Genomic DNA, 18,540 nt, shown 5'->3' on the forward strand with positions numbered 1-18,540 from the left:
TGGATAGGCTCGGGGCATGACGGTGGCGGTACGGGTGATCCCCTGTCTCGACGTGGACGCCGGGCGGGTGGTCAAGGGGGTCAACTTCCTCGACCTGCGCGACGCCGGCGACCCGGTCGAGCTGGCGGCCGCGTACGACCGGGCCGGCGCGGACGAGTTGACCTTCCTCGACGTCACCGCCTCCAGCAGCGACCGCGCCACCATGCTCGACGTGGTGCGGCGCACCGCCGAGTCGGTCTTCATCCCGCTCACCGTCGGCGGTGGCGTCCGCCAGGTCGCCGACGTCGACACCCTGCTGCGCGCCGGCGCGGACAAGGTCGGCGTGAACACCGCGGCCATCGCCCGCCCCGAGTTGATCGCCGAGATCGCCGACCGGTTCGGCCGCCAGGTGCTGGTGCTCTCCCTCGACGTACGCCGGGCCCCGGCCGGCACGACTCCGAGCGGCTTCGAGGTGACCACCCACGGCGGGCGCCGGGGCACCGGCCTCGACGCCGTGGAGTGGGCGGCGCGCGGCGCCGAACTGGGCGCAGGCGAGATCCTGCTCAACTCGATGGACGCCGACGGCACCAAGGCGGGCTTCGACCTGCCGCTGATCGAGGCCGTCCGCGCGGTCGTCGACGTGCCGGTGATCGCCAGCGGCGGGGCCGGCGAGGTCGCCCACTTCCCGCCGGCCATCGGCGCGGGCGCCGACGCGGTGCTCGCGGCGAGCGTCTTCCACTTCGGTGAGCTGACCGTCGGCGAGGTCAAGGACGCCCTGCGCGGCGCGGGCCACCCGGTCCGCTGACGCCCGCCCGTCTGGCGGCTCGGCGGGGCGGTCAGGCCGGTCCCGCGAGGTGGCGGGGAGCCGCCGCCGGTCAGGGGCGGCCGGAGTGGCCCTCGGGGGAGCGGCGGGGCATCGGGATCGAGCGGACCGCGTACTCCTGCACGGCGGCGGCGTGGTCGTCATCGTCGAGCTGCCAGTCGGACTCGCCGGGGGCGGGGCGGCGACTCAGCACGCCCTGCACGGTGTCGACGGTGGTGCCCAGCCCGGCGCTGGGCCGGGTGCGCCAGAGCCGCTCGCCGTCCGGTGTCACCCGGAACCAGCCGTCGGTGACGCTGACCAGGCCCGCGCCGACGAGCCGGCGGACCGCGCCCTCCACCTCGTGCCGCTCGGGGATGGCCTGGTTGAGGTGGTCGGCGGTGGAGAGGACGTCGGCGAGGCGCACGCCCTCCGGCCGCCGGGTGTCGGCGGCCCGGCGGTGCCGACCGGCGCCGCTCGCGATGATCAGTGAGACGAAGATCCAGGCGTCGCTCCAACGCCAACCGTTCTCCCCCATGAACGAATGATGCCCGGCGACGACGGCGGAGAAAACACCCGGTTTCGCGGCCGGACGTCGCCGCAGCTCAGCGACGTCCGGCCCGTCCCAAACCCTTGCGGTCGGCGCGGTGGGGGTGACGCTGCGTGGTCGGGGGCCGGTTCAGGCCGCCTCGCCGGCCGCCCTCGGCGCGCAGGCGACCACCGGTTCGTCGGCCGGCCGGGCCGGCACCGCGAAGATCGGGATGAACAGCTGGGCGAGCGGCCCGATGGCCAGCGCGTACGCCACGGTGCCGAGACCCACGGTGCCGCCGAGCAGCCAGCCCAGGCTCAGCACGGTCACCTCGATGACGGTCCGGACCAGCCGTACGGAGTAGCGGGGCCGGCGCGCCGTGAAGCCGGTCATCAGGCCGTCGCGCGGGCCGGGGCCGAGCCCCGCGCCCAGGTAGAGGCCGGTGGCGGCGCCGTTGGCGACGATCCCGGCGACCAGCAGGGTGGCGCGGACCGGCAGGCCGTCGCCGGGTGGCAGCACGGCCAGGGTGGCGTCGACGACCAGGCCGATCACCACGACGTTGCTGATGGTGCCGAGGCCGGGGCGCTGCCGCAGCGGGATCCAGAGCAGCAGCACGAGCGCGCCGACCGCGATGGTGACCGTGCCGAAGGAGAGGTGCGTCTGCCGGGCGAGCCCCTGGTGGAACACGTCCCACGGGTCGAGTCCCAGGCCGGACCGGATCATCAGCGCCATGCTGATCCCGTAGAGGGCGAGCCCGGCGTAGAGCTGGACGAGCCGGCGGGCGGGCCGGTGCCGGAGATTGCCAATTGGTGCCATGCATGCCACCCTAGGGGCCAATCCTGCCCATGACAGAGCCAATTCCGGAGGGGTGGCCATGACGAGTCAGGTGCGTGGCGTCCAATTGGCTCGGCTCCTCGGGCAGTGGCATGCCCTGCCGGGCCGCCGGCGCAGCCCGGACTACGCCGCGCTCGCCGCCGCGGTCCGGGGGCTGCTCGCCGACGGCCGGCTCCCCCTCGGGGTACGCCTGCCGGCCGAGCGCGACCTGGCCGAGGCGCTGCGGATCAGCCGCACCACGGTCACCGCGGCCTACCGGGAGCTGCGGGAGACCGGCCACCTGGCCAGCCGGCGGGGCGCCGGGAGCTGGACCATGCTCCCCGGCACGCACCGGGTGGCCAGCACCGGGCTCTGGACCCCGCTCGACGACCGGGACATGATCGACCTGGGGGTGGCCGCGCTCTCCGCCCCGGCGCAGCTCGTGCCGGCGGCCCGGGCCGCCGCCGAGGACCTGCCCCGCTACCTCGGCGGTGCCGGCTATCACCCGACCGGCATCATCGAGCTGCGCGAGGCGGTGGCCCGCGCGTACACCGACCGGGGGCTGCCGACCAGCCCGGAACAGATCATGGTCACCAGCGGCACCCAGCACGCGCTGGACCTGGTGCTGCGGCTGGCCCTGTCGCCCGGCGGCGGGGTGCTGGTGGAGTCCCCGACGTACCCGAACGCCCTCGCCGCGCTGTCGGCCCGGCGGGCCCGGATCACCACCCACGGGCTCGCCGCCGACGGGGACGGCTGGGACGCCGACCTGCTGCTGGGCAGCATCCGGCAGACCCGGCCCAAGCTGGCGTACGTGATCCCCGAGTTCCACAACCCGACCGGCCACCTGATGGCGACCGACCTGCGTGAGCGGCTGGTCGGCGCGGCGCACGCCGCCGGCACGGACCTCGTGGTGGACGAGTCGTTCGTGGACCTGCCGCTGGACGGCACCCCGCTGGCGCCGCCGGTGGCCACCTTCGACCGGCACTCCCGGGTGATCAGCATCGGCGGGATGAGCAAGCCGTACTGGGGTGGCCTGCGGATCGGCTGGGTCCGGGCGTCCGCCCCGCAGGTGCAGCGGCTGGCCGCCGCCCGGGTCGGCGTGGACATGGCCAGCCCGGTGCTCGACCAGCTCGTCGCGGTGCACCTGCTGGCCCAGGGGCCGAGCATCGTGGCCGCCCGGCGGGTCCAGCTCGCCGCACAGCGGGACGCCCTCGTGGCGGCGATGGCCGACCGGCTGCCCGACTGGCGGGTCACCGTGCCGCGCGGCGGGGTGACGCTCTGGGTGGAGCTGGACGGCCCGATCTCCAGCGCGCTGGCCCGGGCCGCCGAGGAGGTCGGCGTACGCCTGGCGCCCGGACCCCGGTTCGGCCTGGACGGCACCCTGGAGCGGTTCCTCCGGTTGCCCTTCACCCTGCCCACCGCGGACCTGGTGGAGGCCGTCGGCCGGCTCGCCGCGGTCCGCTACGACCTGGACCGGACCGGCCGCCCGCAGTGGCGGGAGCCCTCCGTCATCGCCTGACCCGCCCGAGGCGCCGGACGTCCCCGGGGACAGCGCCCCGGCCGCCCGGCTGCCAGACTGTCCGCCGTGAAGGACCGGACGCGGCGCGGGCCACGGATGCGGGTGATGACCGAGGGCGCCTCGGTCACCCCGCTGGAACTCTTCTTCGACCTGGTCTTCGTCTACGCGCTCACCCAGGTGACCGCGCTGATGGCGACCGACCTGACCTGGCCCGGCATGGGTCGGGGCCTGCTGCTGCTGGCCCTGCTCTGGTGGTGCTGGTGCTGCTACGCCTGGCTCGGCAACACCGTCCGGGCTGACGAGGGCGTGGTCCGGGTGGCCCTCTTCGCGGTGATCGCCACCATGTTCGTGGTCGCCGCGACCATCCCCGAGGCCTTCGTCGACCTGTCCGGCGGGCTCTCCGGCCCGGTCGTCTTCGCCGCCTGCTACCTGGTCGTCCGGGTGCTGCACCTGGCGATCTACTGGCACGCCGCCCGCGGCGACGACGGGCTGCGCCGGCAGCTCGTGCGGGCGGCCCTGCCGATGCTGGGCGGGGCGGTGCTGCTCTTCACCGCCGCGCTGCTGCCCCCGTACCTCACCGACGACCCGGGGCGGGTCGTCGCGCTGCGTACCCTGCTCTGGGTGCTCGCCCTCGCCGTCGACTACGGCGGCATCATGGCCATCGGCGCGGCGGGCTGGCAGATCTTCTCGGCCGCGCACTGGACGGAGCGGCACGGCCTCATCATCATCGTGGCGCTGGGGGAGTCGCTCGTCGCCATCGGCGTCGGCATCACCGCGCTGCCGATCTCCTGGCCGATCATCGTGGCCTCGTTCCTCGGCGTCACGGTGGCGGCGGCGCTGTGGTGGGCGTACTTCGACGTGGTGTCGATCGCCGCCGAGCGGGTGCTGGCGCGGGCGCAGGGTGCCGAGCGGGCCGCGCTGGGCCGGGACTCCTACACCTACCTGCACCTGCCGATGGTCGCCGGGATCATCCTGCTCGCCCTCGGCTTCAAGAAGGTCCTGGCGTACGTGGGGGACGACACCCACCACCGGCTCACCGACCCGCTGCACGGGCTGGGCCTGCTCGCCCTCTACGGCGGCGTGATCGTCTACCTGCTCGGGCACGTGGGCTTCCGGCTGCGCAACATGCGCTCGGTCAACTGGCCACGGGTCGCCACCACGGTGCTGCTGGCGCTGCTCCTGCCCGTGGCCGACCACCTGCCGGCGCTGGCCGCGCTGGGGCTGCTCGCCGTGGTCTGCGCCGGCATGGTGGGGGCCGAGGTGGTGCTGTTCGGCGAGGCCCGCCGCGCGCTGCGCGACGAGTTCCTCACCGAGCACGGCGCCGGTCCCGCGCCCGGCCGCTAGCCCTCGTTCCGGTACGGATCGTCGGATCGGCACCGGCGGCCCGCGCGCGCCCCGGACACTGCCCAGGTGGGGAACGGCGGTGGTGCCCGGTGGTCCCGCGTCGTGCGGCCCGGCGCGCCCGGATCGCGGACCACCCGGCTGGAGCTCTTCTACGACCTGGTCTTCGTCTTCGCGTTCATCAACGTCACCACGCTGACCGCCACCCTGCTCTCCCCGGCCAACCTCTACCGCTGCCTGCTGGTGCTGGCGCTGCTCTGGTGGTCGTGGACCGGCTTCGCCCGGCTCGGCAACGCGGTGCGCGCCGACCAGGGCCTGCTGCCGCTGGTCGGCTTCCTCACGGTCGCCGCGACCTTCCTGCTGGTGCTCAGCGTGCCCGGCGCGTTCGTCGACCAGCCCGGCGGGCTCAACGGGCCGCTGGTCTTCGCGGGCTGCTACTTCTTCATCCGGATGGCCCAGTTCGCGGTCTTCGCCTGGGTGGACCGGGCGGACCCGGTCCGGCGCAGGCGGCTGCTGCTGCGCGCCGCGCTGCCGACCGTGGCCACCGCGCTGCTGGTGGTCGGCGGCACGCTGCCCCAGCGGCTCGACGACCGGTCGTTCGCCGTCGCGCTGCAGCTGGCGCTCTGGACCGTGGCGCTGCTGGTCGAGTACGTCGGCGGGGTGACCCTGGCGCGGCGGTGGTGGGTGGTGGTCTCCGCCGGCCACTGGGCGGAACGGCACGCCCTGATGGTGCTGATCGCGCTCGGCGAGTCGATCATCGCGCTCGGGCTCGGCCCGAAGACCGGGCTGCCGCTCACCCGCCCGGTGGCGATCGCCGCGCTGCTCGGCGTCCTGGTTGCGGCGATGCTCTGGTGGGCGTACTTCGACACCCTGGCGTACGCGCTGGAGCAGGCGCTGCACCACGCCCGCGACCCGGCTGCCCGGCTCCGGCTCGCCCGGGACGTCTACACGTTCCTGCACCTGCCCCTGATCGCCGGAATCATCCTCTTCGCCCTCGGCCTCAAGGACCTGCTCGCCGAGTCGGCCAGCCCGGCAACCCCCAGCTGGGGCGAGCCGCTGGGCGGCTTCTGGGCCGCCATCCTCTACGGCGGGGTGGGTCTCTACCTGCTCAGCCTCGCCGGCTGCGCGCTGGTGGCGCTGCGGGAGGTGCACTGGCCGCTGCTGATCACGGTCGTGGTGCTCGCCGCCGTCGCCCCGTTCGCCGCCCCGATCCCGGAGCTGGCCGCGCTGGGCCTCCTGGCGTTGGTCACCACCATCGGGGTGATCGCCGAGACGTTCAGCGAGGACGGCCGGCGGCGCCAGGTCCGGCAGCTCGCGCTGGAGGAACAGCTCGCCGCCGAGGCGGACCAGAGCCACTGGCGCCAGGGGCACCTTTGAGCGCGCCCGGGAAGCGCGGCGGCGGCCGTGCTCCGGGACGGAGGGGCACGGCCGCCGGGCGGTGCGGGCTCGCTACAGCTCGGCGAGGGTGCCCGCGTACATCTTGTCGATCTCGTCGGCGAAGTTGGTCTCCACGCTCCGGCGCTTGATCTTCAGCGACGGGGTGACCTCGCCGTCCTCGATGGTGAGGTCCCGGGGGAGGATGGTCACCTTCTTGATCGTCTCCCAGCGGTTCAGCTTGCCGTTCAGCTCGGCAACGTAGCCCTCGACCATGGCCTGCGCCTCGGGCGAGGTGACGATCGCCGTGTAGTCGCGGCCCTCCAGCGGCGTGCCGGCGGCCCACGCCTTGATCGCGTCCGGGTCGAGCGTGACCAGCATGGTGCAGTAGTTGCGCGCCTGCCCGATCACCACCGCCTGGGAGGTGTACGGGCACACGGCCTTGAACATGCCCTCGATGTGCGACGGCGCGATGTACTTGCCGCCGGACGTCTTGACCAGGTCCTTCTTCCGGTCGGTGATGCACAGGTAGCCGTCGTCGTCGAGGGTCCCGATGTCCCCGGTGCGGAAGAAGCCGTCCTCGGTGAACGCGGCGGCGGTCTCCTCCGGCAGGTTGTGGTAGCCGCGCATGACCGGCTTGCCCCGGACCAGGATCTCGCCGTCGCTGTCGATCCGGCACTCCAGGTCGCCCATGGCCCGGCCCACGCTGCCGATCTTCAACCCGCCGGGCGGGTTCACGAACGCGCCCGCGCTGGTCTCGGTGAGCCCGTACCCCTCGGAGATGGGCAGGTTGGCCGCGGCGAAGAAGGTGCCGATCTCCTTGCTCAGCGGCGCCGCGCCGGAGACCAGCACCCGCATCCGGCCGCCGAGCCGGGCCTGGAGCTTGCTGAACACCAGCTTCTCGGCCACCGCGTACTTCAGCTTCAGGCCGGCCGGCACCGGCTTGCCGGCCTGCTCCAGCGCGACCTTCTGCTTGCCCACCGCGACGCCCCAGGCGAAGATCTTCGCCTTCGCGCCGCCGGCGCCCTGGGCCGTGGTGACCGCCTTGTTGTAGACCTTCTCGAAGACCCGGGGGGCGCCGCACATGAGCGTCGGCCGGATCACCCCGAGCAGGTCGACCAGCTTGTCCACCCGGCCGTCGACGTAGGTGGGCAGGCCGACGTGGGTGGCGCCGCAGAGCAGCGTCTTGCCGAACGAGTGGGACAGCGGAAGCCAGAGGTACTGCAGGTCGTCGACGTGCAGCAGGCCCAGCTCGGCCTGCGCCACGCCCTCCCAGCACCAGCCGCCGTGCAGCAGCTCGACGCCCTTGGGCCGGCCGGTGGTGCCGGAGGTGTAGATCAGGGTGGCCAGGTGGTCCGGGCCGATCCCGGCGACCAGCATGTCGATGAGGTCGGGCTCGTTCTCCAGCGCCCGGGCCCCCCGCTCCTCCAGTTCGGCCAGGGTGAGCTGCGGGACGGTGGCGGCCGGGTCGGGCGCGCCGTCGAAGAGCACCACGTGGGTGAGCGCCGGCACCGCCGTGCCGGCGATCTTCGCCGCCTGGGCCGGGTTCTCGGCGAAGAGCACCTTCGACCCGGAGTCGGCGATGATGTACGTCGCGTCCTCCGGCTCGGTGGTCGGGTAGACGGTGGTGGTGGCCCCGCCGGCGCACATGATCCCGAAGTCGGCGAGCACCCACTCCAGTCGGGTGTTCGCCAGGATCGCCACCGGGTCCTCCAGGCCGACGCCGAGCCCGTGCAAACCGGCGGCGATCGCCTTGGCGCGCTGCCCGACCTGCTCCCACGTCAGCCAGACCGGTCCCGAGTCGTCCGGGGCGGGATGGGCGAACGCGTGGCGGTCGGGGGAGTCCGCCACACGCTTGAGGAACATGTCGGGTACGGAACGGTACGGTACATCGAGAGCCATCGCTGTAGCCGCCTTCAAGGGTGGAGGGACGTGACGGGGGTCACGCCAATCTGCGGTTACCGAAGAGTATTGCCTCGACCCGGGCAGCGGCTAGCCCTCCTGGCCTGGGGCGACCGCCGTCCCGGGAGGTGGAACGCCCGGCTCAGGCGTACCGGGTGGCGGCGCGGGACCAGTCGTAGGTGGCCCGGATCCAGTTCCGCCGGGTGGCGAGGAAGGCCCGCACCCCGTCGTCGCCCGTGGCGGCCAGCGCCGCGTCCCGCTCGGCGTACGCGGCCAGACCCTCGTTGAACCGGGTGGCCGCCGCGCGCAGCGCCGCCTCCTCGCCCTGCCCGGTCTCACCGGCGATCGTGGTGACCAGGTTGTGCGCGTCCGGGCCGGTCGCCCGCTCCTTGTCGTAGGAGAAGAGGTCGTTGCACCAGCAGACCAGGTCGGTGGCGAGCGCGTCCAGGTCGGCCAGCGCCGGATCCGCCCGCCGGCCGGGGTCGGACCGCTCCGGGTGCGCCAGGTCGGTCAGCGTGAAGCTGGGCCGGACGCCCCCGGTGTGCCGGCGCATCTGCACGTACTCGGCCACCCCGGGCACCCGGCGGTGCTCGCGGTTGGCCGCCTCCCAGAGCAGCGCCAGCAGGTACTCCCGCAACTGGCTGACCAGGCTCAGCAGCAGGCCCGGCCGCTTCCGGTCGCGGACCCGCCGGCACAGGTCGTCCAGCGCCACGGCGAGCGGGCCGGCGTCGGCCGGGACCGGCGCGGCCGGGTCACCGTGCCGGTCGAGCACCTCCAGCAGGTCCGCCACGGTCGGCGCGAGCCGGGTCGGGCTGGCCCCCAGGCCGTCCTCGTCGCAGGCGTCGTCCATGACGAACAGCCAGCTGATCAGGTCGGCGAGCAGCCGCAGGCCGTCGACCGACGCGTCCGGGCAGGCCCGCCCGGCCAGCTCCGCCGCGTGGGCGCCGCCCAACCGGCGCAACCCGTCGGGGGTGTCGATCAGGCCCAGGTCGCGTACCCACCCGGCGCTCTGTCCGGCGACCAGGTCGACGGCGGCGTGCCGGCGCGCCGGGAAGGGGGGTACGTGCAGAGCCGAGAGCGCGAAGCCTCGCATCCGTCTCCCCTGTCCGCCGCCTCGGGGTGGGGCGGCGGGACAGGAGCGTACGGCAGCGCGGATCGGCTTTCGTCGCTGGGCCGAAGCTGTTCCACCGGCCTCGGTGACCGGTTCGGCACACTGGGTCAGAAGCCGAGGCTGGCCGCCCGCAACCGCTCCGCCGGCTCGGTCGGGCCGTCCACCTGGACCCGGGCCACCCGCTGCCGGCCGGAGATGAACAGCACCAGTTCGCCCGGGGCGCCCACCACGCGCAGCCGTTCGCCGCCGCGGCCGACGGTGCGCTCGCCGTAGCCGGGGGCCTGGATCAGCAGGTCGGCCGGGAAGCGCCGCAACGCCACCCGGGCCAGCACGGCGGCCCGCTTCCAGAGCGTTGCCTGCTGCCGGGCCGGCAGGTCCCGGGGGAGCCAGCCCGCCCGGGCCCGGCGCACGTCCTCGTGGTGGATGAAGAACTCCAGGCCGTTGACGAGTTCGTCGGTGAGCGGGTTGCTCACCGGGCTCCACAGCGGCGGGCGGCGGACCCGGGCCACCAGGTCCGCGTACGGCCCGGCGGCCACCCGCCGGCGGACCGCCTCGCCGTGCCCGCGCAGCGGCGGCAGCAGGATGCCACCGGCGGCGTCCGGCCGGCGCTCCCGCACCAGCAGGTGCGCCGCCAGGTCGCGGGTGGTCCACCCCTCGTTGACCGTCGGCGCGTCCGGTCCCAGCTCCAGCATCAGGTCGGCGAGCGCCTCGCGCTCCGCCCGGGCGTACCGCGGCATGGCCCGATCGTAGGCCCGGCGGGGCCCTGTCGGCGCGTCCGGCGCGGCCGGACGTCGGCGTCCCTGCGCCGGCGGGTGGCCGGTCGCGGGGCGTCCGCCCTGGTGGGCGGGGCCGAGGGGGAAGGAGTGACGGTGGACATATCGGGGCCGGTCGGCGGAGTCGGGGTCGAGCGGTAAGGATGAGGAGGGAAAACTGCGGCTTACGGCGGGGGAGAGCGTGGCGAGCGGGACAAGCAGGGACGTCGTCGGCAGAGGGCTACAGGTGCTCGGCCGCGCCATCCGGGAGCAGCCGCGCATCTTCGCGGTGGCGGTGACCGGCAGCGTGCTCTTCGGCCTCATGGTGATCGCCAGCGCGTACGTGGTCGGCGCGGTGGTCGGCAAGGTGGTGGTCCCGGCGGTCGCCCGCGGCTCGGTGACCGACGGCGCCCTGGCGCTCGCCGCGGCCGCGCTGTTCGGGATCAGCGTGCTGCGGGTGGTCGGCATCTTCGGCCGCCGGCTCGGCGCGGGCTACATGCAGTACCGGCTCCAGGCCGCCTACCGTCGCCGGGTCACCCGCCGGTACCTCGACCTGCCGCTGGCCTGGCACCACCGCAACGCCACCGGCACGCTGCTCTCCAACGCCAACTCGGACGTGGAGGCCGCCTGGTACCCGATCGCGCCGCTGCCCTTCGCCGTCGGCACCCTGGTGATGCTGGTCGGCGCCGTGGTCTCGCTCTTCCTCACCGACTGGGCCCTCGCGCTGGTCGGCCTCGCCGTCTTCCCGGCGCTGTTCGCGCTCAACGTGGTCTACTCCCGCCGGATGGCGCCCCGCCAGGCCCGTGCCCAGCGGCTGCGCGCCGAGGTCAGCAGCATCGCGCACGAGAGCTTCGACGGCGCCCTGGTGGTCAAGACGATGGGCCGGGAGGCCCAGGAGACCGCCCGGTTCGCCGCCCGGGCCGGCGACCTGCGCGACGCGCTGATCTCCGTGGGCAAGCTGCGTGGCGTCTTCGACCCGATGCTGGAGACGCTGCCCAGCCTCGGCACGCTCGCCGTGCTGGTGGTCGGCGCGATCCGGCTCCGGCAGGGCGCGATCACCGTGACCGAGCTGGTCAGCGTGGCCTTCCTCTTCACCGTGCTGGCCTTCCCGGTCCGGGCCATCGGCTGGGTGCTGGCCGAGCTGCCGCGCAGCGTCGCCGGCTGGGACCGGGTCCGCCGGGTCCTCGACGCCACCGGCGAGATGCCGTACGGCGACGTGACGCTCGACCCGGCCACGCCGACGCCGGCCGCCCTCGCCTTTCACGACGTGCACTTCGGGTACGAGCCGGCCGAGGCGCACCTGCCCGGCGCCGAGGTGCTCGGCGAGGTCACCTTCACCGTGCCGGCCGGGAAGACGGTCGCCCTGGTCGGGCCGACCGGCGCCGGCAAGTCCACCATCGCCTCGCTGGCCGTGCGGCTGGTCGACCCGCGTACCGGGACGATCACCCTGGACGGGGTCGACGTGCGGGAGCTGACGGCCGCCTCGCTGGCCTCGACCGTGGCCCTGGTCGCCCAGGTGCCGTTCGTCTTCGACGACACCGTGCGGGCCAACATCACCCTGGACCGCCCCGGCATCGGCGACGAGGAGGTCTGGGCGGCGCTGCGGCTGGCCGAGGCGGACGGCTTCGTGGCCGCGCTGCCCGAGGGGCTGGACACCATGGTCGGCGAGCGGGGCACCTCGCTCTCCGGCGGGCAGCGGCAGCGGCTCACCCTGGCCCGGGCGCTCGCCGGCCGGCCCCGGCTGCTGGTGCTCGACGACGCCACCAGCGCCGTCGACCCGCGGGTGGAGGCGGCCATCCTGGCCGGGCTGCGCGCCCCGGCTGACGGCGGGGCCCCCGCCTCGATCCTGGTGGTCGCCTACCGGCGGGCCACCATCGCGCTCGCCGACGAGGTGATCTACGTCGAGCACGGCCGGGTGGTGGCTCGGGGCACGCACACCGACCTGCTCGCCACCGTCCCCGGCTACGCCGACCTGGTCACCGCCTACGAGCAGGCCGAGCAGGAACGCGAACAGACCCGCACGTACGACGAGGTCACCCCGCTGACCTCCGGCCTGGAAGTCGAGGTTGACCGGTGAGCGCGACTGTTGAGGCCGAACGGCCGGCCGAGGCGACCGAGTCGACCTGGCGGACGCTGCGGCGTGGGCTGGCGCTCTCCCCGGAACTGAAGACCGGGCTGGCCGGCACCGTGGCGCTGGCCCTGATCTACATGATCGGCCGGGTCGCCGTGCCGGTGGCCGTGCAGCGCGGCATCGACCACGGCATCGTCGGCGGCCTCGACCTGGACGTCGTCACGCTGACCGTGGTGGTCACCGCCGCCGTGCTGGTGGTCACCACCACCTGCGGCTACCTGATGATGCGCCGGCTGTTCACGGTCAGCGAGACCGCGCTGGCCGGGGTGCGCACCCGGGCGTTCCGGCACGTGCACGACCTGTCCATGCTGCACCAGCAGTCCGAGCGGCGCGGCTCGCTGGTCTCCCGGGTCACCAGCGACGTCGACCAGATCACCCAGTTCCTCCAGTGGGGCGGCGTGATCCTCATCGTCAACCTGGGCCAGCTCGTGGTGACCACGGCCGTGATGCTCGCGTACTCCTGGCAGTTGACCCTCGTGGTGCTCGTGGCGTTCACGCCCGCGGTGCTGGTCATCCGGCTGCTCCAGCGCCGGCTCGCCGGCGCCTACGGGCTGGTCCGGCAGCGGATGGGCACGCTGCTCGGCACCATCGGCGAGAGCGTGGTGGGCGCCCCGGTGATCCGGGCGTACGGGATCGCCGGGCGCACCGCCCGGCGGCTGGACGCGGCCATCGAGGGGCAGCGGCAGGCCCAGCAGAAGGCCATCCGGATCAGCATCCTGGGCAGCTCCGTCGGCGAGCTGGCGGCCGGCCTGGCCCTCGCGGGCGTGGTCGTGGTCGGGGTCAACCTCGGCGTCGACCGCACCCTGTCCATCGGCCAGCTCACCGCCTTCCTGTTCCTGGTGACGCTCTTCATCCAGCCGGTGCAGATCGCCACCGAGGTGCTCAACGAGGCGCAGAACGCGATCGCCGGCTGGCGCCGCGTGCTCGACGTGCTGGACGTCGCGCCGGACGTGGCCGACCCGGGGGAGCAGGGCCGGGAGCTGCCGCCCGGCCCACTGGACATCCGCTTCGCCGGGGTGACCTTCGCCTACCCGGGCGGGCCGCCGGTGCTGCACGACGTGACGGTGGAGATCCCGGCGAAGAGCCGGGTGGCCGTGGTCGGCGAGACCGGCAGCGGCAAGACCACCTTCGCCAAGCTGCTCACCCGGCTCATGGACCCCACCGAGGGCGAGGTGCTGCTCTCCGGCGTCTCGCTGCGCGAGGTGCGCTTCGAGTCGCTGCGCTCCCGGGTGGTGATGGTGCCGCAGGACGGCTTCCTCTTCGACGCCACGGTCGGGGAGAACGTCCGCTTCGCCCGCCCGGAGCTGACCGACGCGCAGCTCACCGCCGCCTTCTCCGAGCTGGGCCTGGCCGACTGGCTGGACGGGCTGCCGGCCGGGCTGGACACCCCGGTGGGCGAGCGCGGCGAGGCGCTCAGCGTCGGCGAGCGGCAGCTCGTCGCGCTGGCCCGGGCGTACGTGGCCGACCCCGACCTGCTGGTGCTGGACGAGGCGACAAGCGCGGTCGACCCGGCCACCGAGGTACGCCTCCAGCGCACCCTGGACGCGGTCACCCGGGGCCGGACCACGCTGGCCATCGCCCACCGGCTCTCCACCGCCCAGGCCGCCGACGAGGTGATCGTGGTGGACCGGGGGCGGATCGTGCAGCGCGGCCCGCACGACGAGCTGCTGCGGGACCCGGAGTCGGTCTACGCCCTGCTCTTCGCCTCCTGGCTGGAGCAGACCCGGTAGCCCGGCGCGCGGCCGGCCGGGTCAGGCGGCGTCGAGCGGCCCGGTCAGGTAGCGCTGGATCGTGGGGCCGATCGTGGCGGCCAGCGTGTCCGGGGACGCGGAGGCGACCGGTTCGAGGCGGATCACGTACCGCATCATGGCCAGGCCGGCGATCTGGGTGGCCACCAGCGCGCCCCGCAGCGGCACCTCGGCCGGGTCGAGGTCGAGCTGCTCGACGACCCGCCGCAGCACCTGGGTGACCAGGAACTCCCGCAGCAGGCGGGCGGTCCACTGGTTGCTCATCGCCGAGCGGAGCAGGGCCACCGCGGCGGTCCCGACCGGGGAGTCCCAGACGGCCAGGAAGGTGCGGACCAGCCGCTCGCCGACCTCGTCCCGGCCACCGGCCAGCACCCGCGGCACCAGCTCGGCCGGATCGACGGGAATCGCCACGGTGGCCCGGAACAGGTCCTCCTTGGTGCCGAAGTAGTGGTGCACCAGCGCCGGGTCCACCCCGGCGGCGGTGGCGATCGCCCGGATCGAGGCGGCGTCGAAACCACGGTCGGCGAACGCCGCCCGGGCCGCCGTGAGGATGGCCTCCCGGGTGTCCGGATTGCCGGGCCGCCGGCCGGTGCGCCGCGCCATCACCCGCTGCGCCGCCGCAGCGTCGCGGCGGCCAGCACCAGGGCCGCCACCGTCGCCCCGGCGACGATCGCCACGTCCCGCCACATCGTCCCGGTGGAGTCGGCGTGCGCGCCCACCTCCTGGAGCGCCTCGACGGCGTACGACAGGGGCAGCACGTCGCTGATCGCCTGGAGCCAGCCGGCCATCTCGCCGCGCGGCACGAAGAGCCCGCAGAGCAGCAGTTGCGGCAGGGCCACCACCGGCAGGAACTGCACGGCCTGGAACTCGGTGCGGGCGAACGCCGAGCAGAGCAGGCCGAGCGCCACCGCCAGCACCGCGTTGAGGCCGGCGATCATCACCACCAGCCACTGGCTGCCGGCCGTGTCCAACCCGAACACCTGGTAGGCCACCAGCGAGGCGAGTGTCGACTGGAGCACCCCGGCCAGCCCGAACGCGATGCCGTAGCCGAAGAGCAGGTCGATCTTGCCGAGCGGGGTGGTGAGCAGCCGCTCCAGGGTGCCGGTGGTGCGCTCGCGCAGCATGGCGATGCTGGTCACCAGGAACATGATGATGAACGGGAAGAAGCCCAGCATGATCAGTGCGACCCGGTCGAAGACGCTCGGCCGGCCGGGCACGGTGGGCTGGTCGACGTACATGAAGTAGACCAGCGTGAGCAGAACGGTGGGCACGACCACCAGCATCGCCACGGTGCGCCGGTCGTGCCGGAGCTGGCGCAGGATCCGCCCGGTGGTGGCGGCGAGGATGCGGAAATTCACTTGTCGGCCTCCTGCTCGCTCGCCCTGATCAGCCGGAGGAACGCCTCCTCCAGGTCGTCCACGCCGGTGGTGGCGCGGACCGCGTCCGGGGTGTCGTCGGCGATGAGCCGGCCGTCCCGGATGAGCAGCAGCCGGTCGCAGCGGGCCGCCTCGTCCATCACGTGGCTGGAGACCAGCAGGGTGGTGCCGGCGGCGGCCATGGCGTGGAACCGGTCCCACAGGTCGGCGCGGAGCACCGGGTCCTGGCCGACCGTCGGCTCGTCGAGGATGACCAGTTCCGGGTCGCCGACCAGCGCGCAGGCCAGCGAGGCACGGCTGCGCTGCCCGCCGGAGAGGGTGCCGACCAGTTGGTCGGCGGCCCGCGCCAGCCCGACGTCGGCGACCGCCCGGTCGGCCTCGGCCCGACCCCGCCCGTGGAGCACCGCGAAGTAGCGCGCGTTCTCCCGGACCGTGAGGTCGGCGTAGACGCTGGGCGCCTGGGTCAGGTAGCCGACGCGCCGGCGCAGCTCCGCCGCCCCGGCGGGCCGGCCCAGCACCGTGACGGTGCCCGAGCCGACCGTCTGCACCCCGACGATCGCCCGCATCAGGGTCGTCTTGCCGCTGCCGCTCGGCCCGAGCAGCCCGGTGACCGTGCCGCGGGGCACCGCGCAGGAGATGCCCTGGAGCACCCGCTGCCGGCCCCGGTCGACCACCAGGTCACGGACCGACACCGCGTCGTCCATGCCCGCCTCCCGAAACTCATCAAGTGTTGAACTCAACGCTAGATGAGTTGTGTGCCCGCGCACAAGGTTGACTTCGAGTGCCCTCGAACTGGAAGCCTTGGTGCGTGGACATCAGCACGCAGGAGATGAGCCTCACCGTCGGTGAGGCGGCGGAACGGGTCGGCCTGACCACCTACACACTTCGCTGGTACGAGCAGGAGGGGCTGGTCGCCCCGGTCGGCCGGGACTCCGGCGGCCGCCGGCGCTACACCGAGTCCGACGTCAACTGGCTGTTCCTGCTCACCCGGCTGCGCCGCACCGGCATGCCGGTCCGGGACATGCGGCGCTACGCCGAACTGGCCCGGCAGGGGGACCGCACGCTCGGCGCCCGGCGGGCGCTGTTCGAGGAGCACCGGAGCCGGGTGCTGGCCCGGATGGCCGAGCTGGAGGAGGACCTCAAGGTCCTCGACCACAAGATCGACGCGTACCGGCGGGCCGAGGAGGAGCTGGCATGATCAAGCGACGCGTGGGGGCGACCGGCCCGGAGGTCTCGGCGATCGGGCTGGGCTGCATGGGCATGAGCTTCGCCTACGGCGGCGCCGACGACGCCGAGTCGACGCGGACCCTGCACCGGGCCCTCGACCTCGGGGTCAACCACCTCGACACCGCCGACATGTACGGCTTCGGGGCGAACGAGCGGCTGCTCGGCCCGGTGGTCCGGGCCCGCCGGGACGAGGTCTTCCTGGCCACCAAGTTCGGCAACCGGACCAGCGGCGACAGCTTCGGCGGCACCGGCAGCCCGGGCGCCTTCGTGGACAGCAGCGCCGCCTGGGCCAGGCAGGCCTGTGACGCCTCGCTGGACCGGCTCGGCATCGACACCATCGACCTGTACTACCTGCACCGGCGCGACCCGCGGACCCCGATCGAGGAGACCGTCGGCGCGCTGGCCGAGCTCGTCCAGGCCGGCAAGGTGCGGCTCATCGGCCTCTCCGAGGTCAGCCCGGCGACCCTGCGGGCGGCCCACGCGGTGCACCCCGTCTCGGCGGTCCAGATGGAGTACTCCCTGTTCACGCGGGACGTCGAGGACGAGATGCTGGCCACCTGCCGGGAGCTGGGAGTGTCCCTCGTGGCGTACTCGCCGGTCGGCCGCGGGCTGCTCACCGGGGCGATCACCAGCCGCGAGCAGCTCGCCGACGACGACTGGCGGCGGACCGTGCCGCGCTTCGCCGACGGCAACCTCGACGCCAACGTGCGGCTGGCCGAGGCGGTCCGTGAGGTGGCCGCCGAGATCGGCTGCACACCGGCCCAGGCCGCGCTGGCCTGGCTGCTCGCCCAGGGCGAGGACATCCTGCCGATCCCCGGCACCAAGCGGGTCCGCTACCTGGAGGAGAACGCGGCCGCGGCCGACCTCAGGCTCACTCCGGAGCAGCAGGACCGGCTGCGCGGAGCGGTGCCCGCCGGCGCGGTCGCCGGGGAAAGGTATACCCCGGCAGGAATGCGAACGGTCGGTCACTAGTTCCTCGCATCGGACACGGCGTCCGGCATCGGTCATTGCGCCGAAGATCGGACGTCCGGCACCATGGCGCGGTGGTTCCCGCTCCGTTGCCCGAGACCGGCGGCGGCTCCAGGTCGCTGCGCGGCGACAGACGCGCCGAGCTGGAGTTGCCGGGATTCCTCGACGACTGGGCCGCCCGCCTCCGGCAGGCCGCCGACCGTCCCGTCGTGGGGATCATGCTGCGTGGCAGCCATGCCCGGCGGGCCGCCACCGAGCACAGCGACGTCGACGTGGACGTGCTGCTCGCCGCCGACGACGAGCGGCCCGGCGGCACCGGCGAGCGGCCCGCCGCCCCGGGAACCGGGGCGGCGGGTCCGGCCCGCCCCGACACCCCGTACGCGGCCCGCCGGGCGTACCTGGCGGAGTTCGACGGCCGGCTGGTGCACGTCTCGGTGGCCTCCCGCGACGTCCGCTCCTGGGTGCACCGGCTCGGCCAGCCCGCCGACTGGGCGTTCGGGCTGCCGGTCACCGCGCCGGCCCGGCTGCTCTGGGCGGCGCCGGAGTGGCGGCGCCGGATCGACCTGCCGGTGCTCTGCCAGCCCGCCGACGAGCCCCGCCTCGAGGAGCTGATCGCCACCCTGGGCAAGGTGGCCGGCGCCCGATGGGCCGGCGACCCGGTGGGGGTCCGGCTCGCCGCCGCCGACCTGGCCCGGCTCTGTCCGTCGGTGCTGCGGCTGGCCAACCCGTCCGTCCGGGTGGTGTCCCGCCGGGCCGCCCTGGCCGCCGCGCTGGACCTGCCGGTCGCCCCGCCCGGCTACCGCGAGGACATGCTGCGCTGCCTCGGCCTGCGCCCCGGCGACACCGCCGAGGTGGCCGCCGCGGCCGGCCGGCTGGTGACCGGGATCGTCCCGCTCGTCCGCCCGTACGCCGGGGAGATCGCCGCGGTCGGCGGCGCGGACCTGGCCGAGGCCCTGGTGGACGGCCGGCT

General features: G+C 74.3%; 16 protein-coding genes and 1 pseudogene. 9 read left to right on the forward strand and 8 right to left on the reverse strand.

What is annotated here, in order from left to right:
* Positions 1 to 16: 16 nt before the first annotated feature.
* Complete coding sequence (hisF, locus tag IEY96_RS13575; protein WP_189195157.1) at positions 17 to 784, forward strand: imidazole glycerol phosphate synthase subunit HisF; 768 nt, start codon at positions 17 to 19, stop codon at positions 782 to 784.
* A 70-nt stretch (positions 785 to 854) separates the two neighbouring features.
* On the opposite strand, the gene IEY96_RS13580 is transcribed toward hisF, so the two are convergent.
* Together IEY96_RS13580 and yczE are read right to left on the reverse strand one after the other, a co-directional pair.
* Complete coding sequence (locus tag IEY96_RS13580; RefSeq protein WP_189195158.1) at positions 855 to 1,316, reverse strand: hypothetical protein; 462 nt, start codon at positions 1,314 to 1,316, stop codon at positions 855 to 857.
* A 141-nt stretch (positions 1,317 to 1,457) separates the two neighbouring features.
* Positions 1,458 to 2,123 (reverse strand): membrane protein YczE, encoded by a 666-nt coding sequence (yczE, locus tag IEY96_RS13585; RefSeq protein ID WP_189195159.1) that lies wholly within the window; start codon positions 2,121 to 2,123, stop codon positions 1,458 to 1,460.
* Positions 2,124 to 2,181: 58 nt separating this feature from the next.
* Here yczE and yczR point away from each other — a divergent pair, with 58 nt between their 5' ends.
* The 3 genes from yczR (at position 2,182) to IEY96_RS13600 (ending at position 6,357) form a co-directional block, all read left to right on the forward strand.
* Positions 2,182 to 3,639, forward strand: coding sequence for a MocR-like transcription factor YczR (yczR, locus tag IEY96_RS13590; protein WP_189195160.1), 1,458 nt, complete (start codon positions 2,182 to 2,184; stop codon positions 3,637 to 3,639).
* Between the two features lie 66 nt (positions 3,640 to 3,705).
* Positions 3,706 to 4,983, forward strand: coding sequence for a low temperature requirement protein A (locus IEY96_RS13595; protein WP_229791580.1), 1,278 nt, complete (start codon positions 3,706 to 3,708; stop codon positions 4,981 to 4,983).
* A gap of 66 nt (positions 4,984 to 5,049) precedes the next feature.
* On the forward strand, positions 5,050 to 6,357 hold the full coding sequence (locus IEY96_RS13600) for a low temperature requirement protein A (protein ID WP_229791581.1): 1,308 nt from the start codon (positions 5,050 to 5,052) through the stop codon (positions 6,355 to 6,357).
* Positions 6,358 to 6,429: 72 nt separating this feature from the next.
* Here IEY96_RS13600 and IEY96_RS13605 read toward each other — a convergent pair whose 3' ends face one another.
* The 3 genes from IEY96_RS13605 to IEY96_RS13615 all read right to left on the reverse strand — a co-directional run bounded on the left by IEY96_RS13605 (position 6,430) and on the right by IEY96_RS13615 (position 10,104).
* Positions 6,430 to 8,256, reverse strand: a complete 1,827-nt coding sequence (locus IEY96_RS13605) for an AMP-dependent synthetase/ligase (protein WP_189195161.1) — start codon at positions 8,254 to 8,256, stop codon at positions 6,430 to 6,432.
* Positions 8,257 to 8,398: 142 nt separating this feature from the next.
* Positions 8,399 to 9,349, reverse strand: a complete 951-nt coding sequence (locus IEY96_RS13610) for a terpene synthase family protein (protein ID WP_189195162.1) — start codon at positions 9,347 to 9,349, stop codon at positions 8,399 to 8,401.
* 125 nt (positions 9,350 to 9,474) lie between these two features.
* A complete protein-coding gene (locus IEY96_RS13615; RefSeq protein ID WP_189195163.1) occupies positions 9,475 to 10,104 on the reverse strand; it encodes a TIGR03085 family metal-binding protein in 630 nt (209 codons plus the stop codon).
* Between the two features lie 217 nt (positions 10,105 to 10,321).
* Here IEY96_RS13615 and IEY96_RS13620 point away from each other — a divergent pair, with 217 nt between their 5' ends.
* Positions 10,322 to 12,196 carry an ABC transporter ATP-binding protein gene (locus tag IEY96_RS13620; RefSeq protein ID WP_189195164.1) on the forward strand — a complete coding sequence of 625 codons (1,875 nt, stop codon included), beginning with the start codon at positions 10,322 to 10,324 and terminating at the stop codon, positions 12,194 to 12,196.
* Positions 12,193 to 13,980, forward strand: a complete 1,788-nt coding sequence (locus IEY96_RS13625; RefSeq protein ID WP_189195165.1) for an ABC transporter ATP-binding protein — start codon at positions 12,193 to 12,195, stop codon at positions 13,978 to 13,980. Before IEY96_RS13620 ends, IEY96_RS13625 begins: the two co-directional genes overlap by 4 nt.
* Before the next feature lie 21 nt (positions 13,981 to 14,001).
* On the opposite strand, the gene IEY96_RS13630 is transcribed toward IEY96_RS13625, so the two are convergent.
* Genes IEY96_RS13630 through IEY96_RS13640 form a run of 3 tightly spaced genes read right to left on the reverse strand, consistent with a single transcriptional unit; the run spans position 14,002 to position 16,078 of the window.
* Positions 14,002 to 14,601, reverse strand: a complete 600-nt coding sequence (locus IEY96_RS13630; RefSeq protein ID WP_189195166.1) for a TetR/AcrR family transcriptional regulator — start codon at positions 14,599 to 14,601, stop codon at positions 14,002 to 14,004.
* Positions 14,601 to 15,356, reverse strand: coding sequence for an ABC transporter permease (locus IEY96_RS13635; RefSeq protein WP_189195167.1), 756 nt, complete (start codon positions 15,354 to 15,356; stop codon positions 14,601 to 14,603). Before IEY96_RS13635 ends, IEY96_RS13630 begins: the two co-directional genes overlap by 1 nt.
* On the reverse strand, positions 15,353 to 16,078 hold the full coding sequence (locus tag IEY96_RS13640) for an ABC transporter ATP-binding protein (protein ID WP_189195168.1): 726 nt from the start codon (positions 16,076 to 16,078) through the stop codon (positions 15,353 to 15,355). The genes IEY96_RS13635 and IEY96_RS13640 overlap by 4 nt, the downstream gene beginning before the upstream one ends.
* Positions 16,079 to 16,182: 104 nt before the next feature.
* Between IEY96_RS13640 and IEY96_RS13645 the strand changes: the two genes are divergently transcribed.
* The 3 genes and pseudogenes from IEY96_RS13645 to IEY96_RS32625 form a co-directional block, all read left to right on the forward strand.
* Complete coding sequence (locus IEY96_RS13645; RefSeq protein ID WP_189195169.1) at positions 16,183 to 16,572, forward strand: MerR family transcriptional regulator; 390 nt, start codon at positions 16,183 to 16,185, stop codon at positions 16,570 to 16,572.
* Positions 16,569 to 17,573, forward strand: a complete 1,005-nt coding sequence (locus IEY96_RS13650; protein WP_189195170.1) for an aldo/keto reductase — start codon at positions 16,569 to 16,571, stop codon at positions 17,571 to 17,573. Before IEY96_RS13645 ends, IEY96_RS13650 begins: the two co-directional genes overlap by 4 nt.
* 215 nt (positions 17,574 to 17,788) lie before the next feature.
* Positions 17,789 to 18,457: pseudogene (locus IEY96_RS32625) on the forward strand (phosphoribosyl-AMP cyclohydrolase); the annotation flags it as partial.
* Positions 18,458 to 18,540 lie beyond the last annotated feature (83 nt).

The sequence above is a fragment of the Micromonospora fulviviridis genome, assembly GCF_014648395.1.
GTDB classification, from domain to species: domain Bacteria; phylum Actinomycetota; class Actinomycetes; order Mycobacteriales; family Micromonosporaceae; genus Micromonospora; species Micromonospora fulviviridis.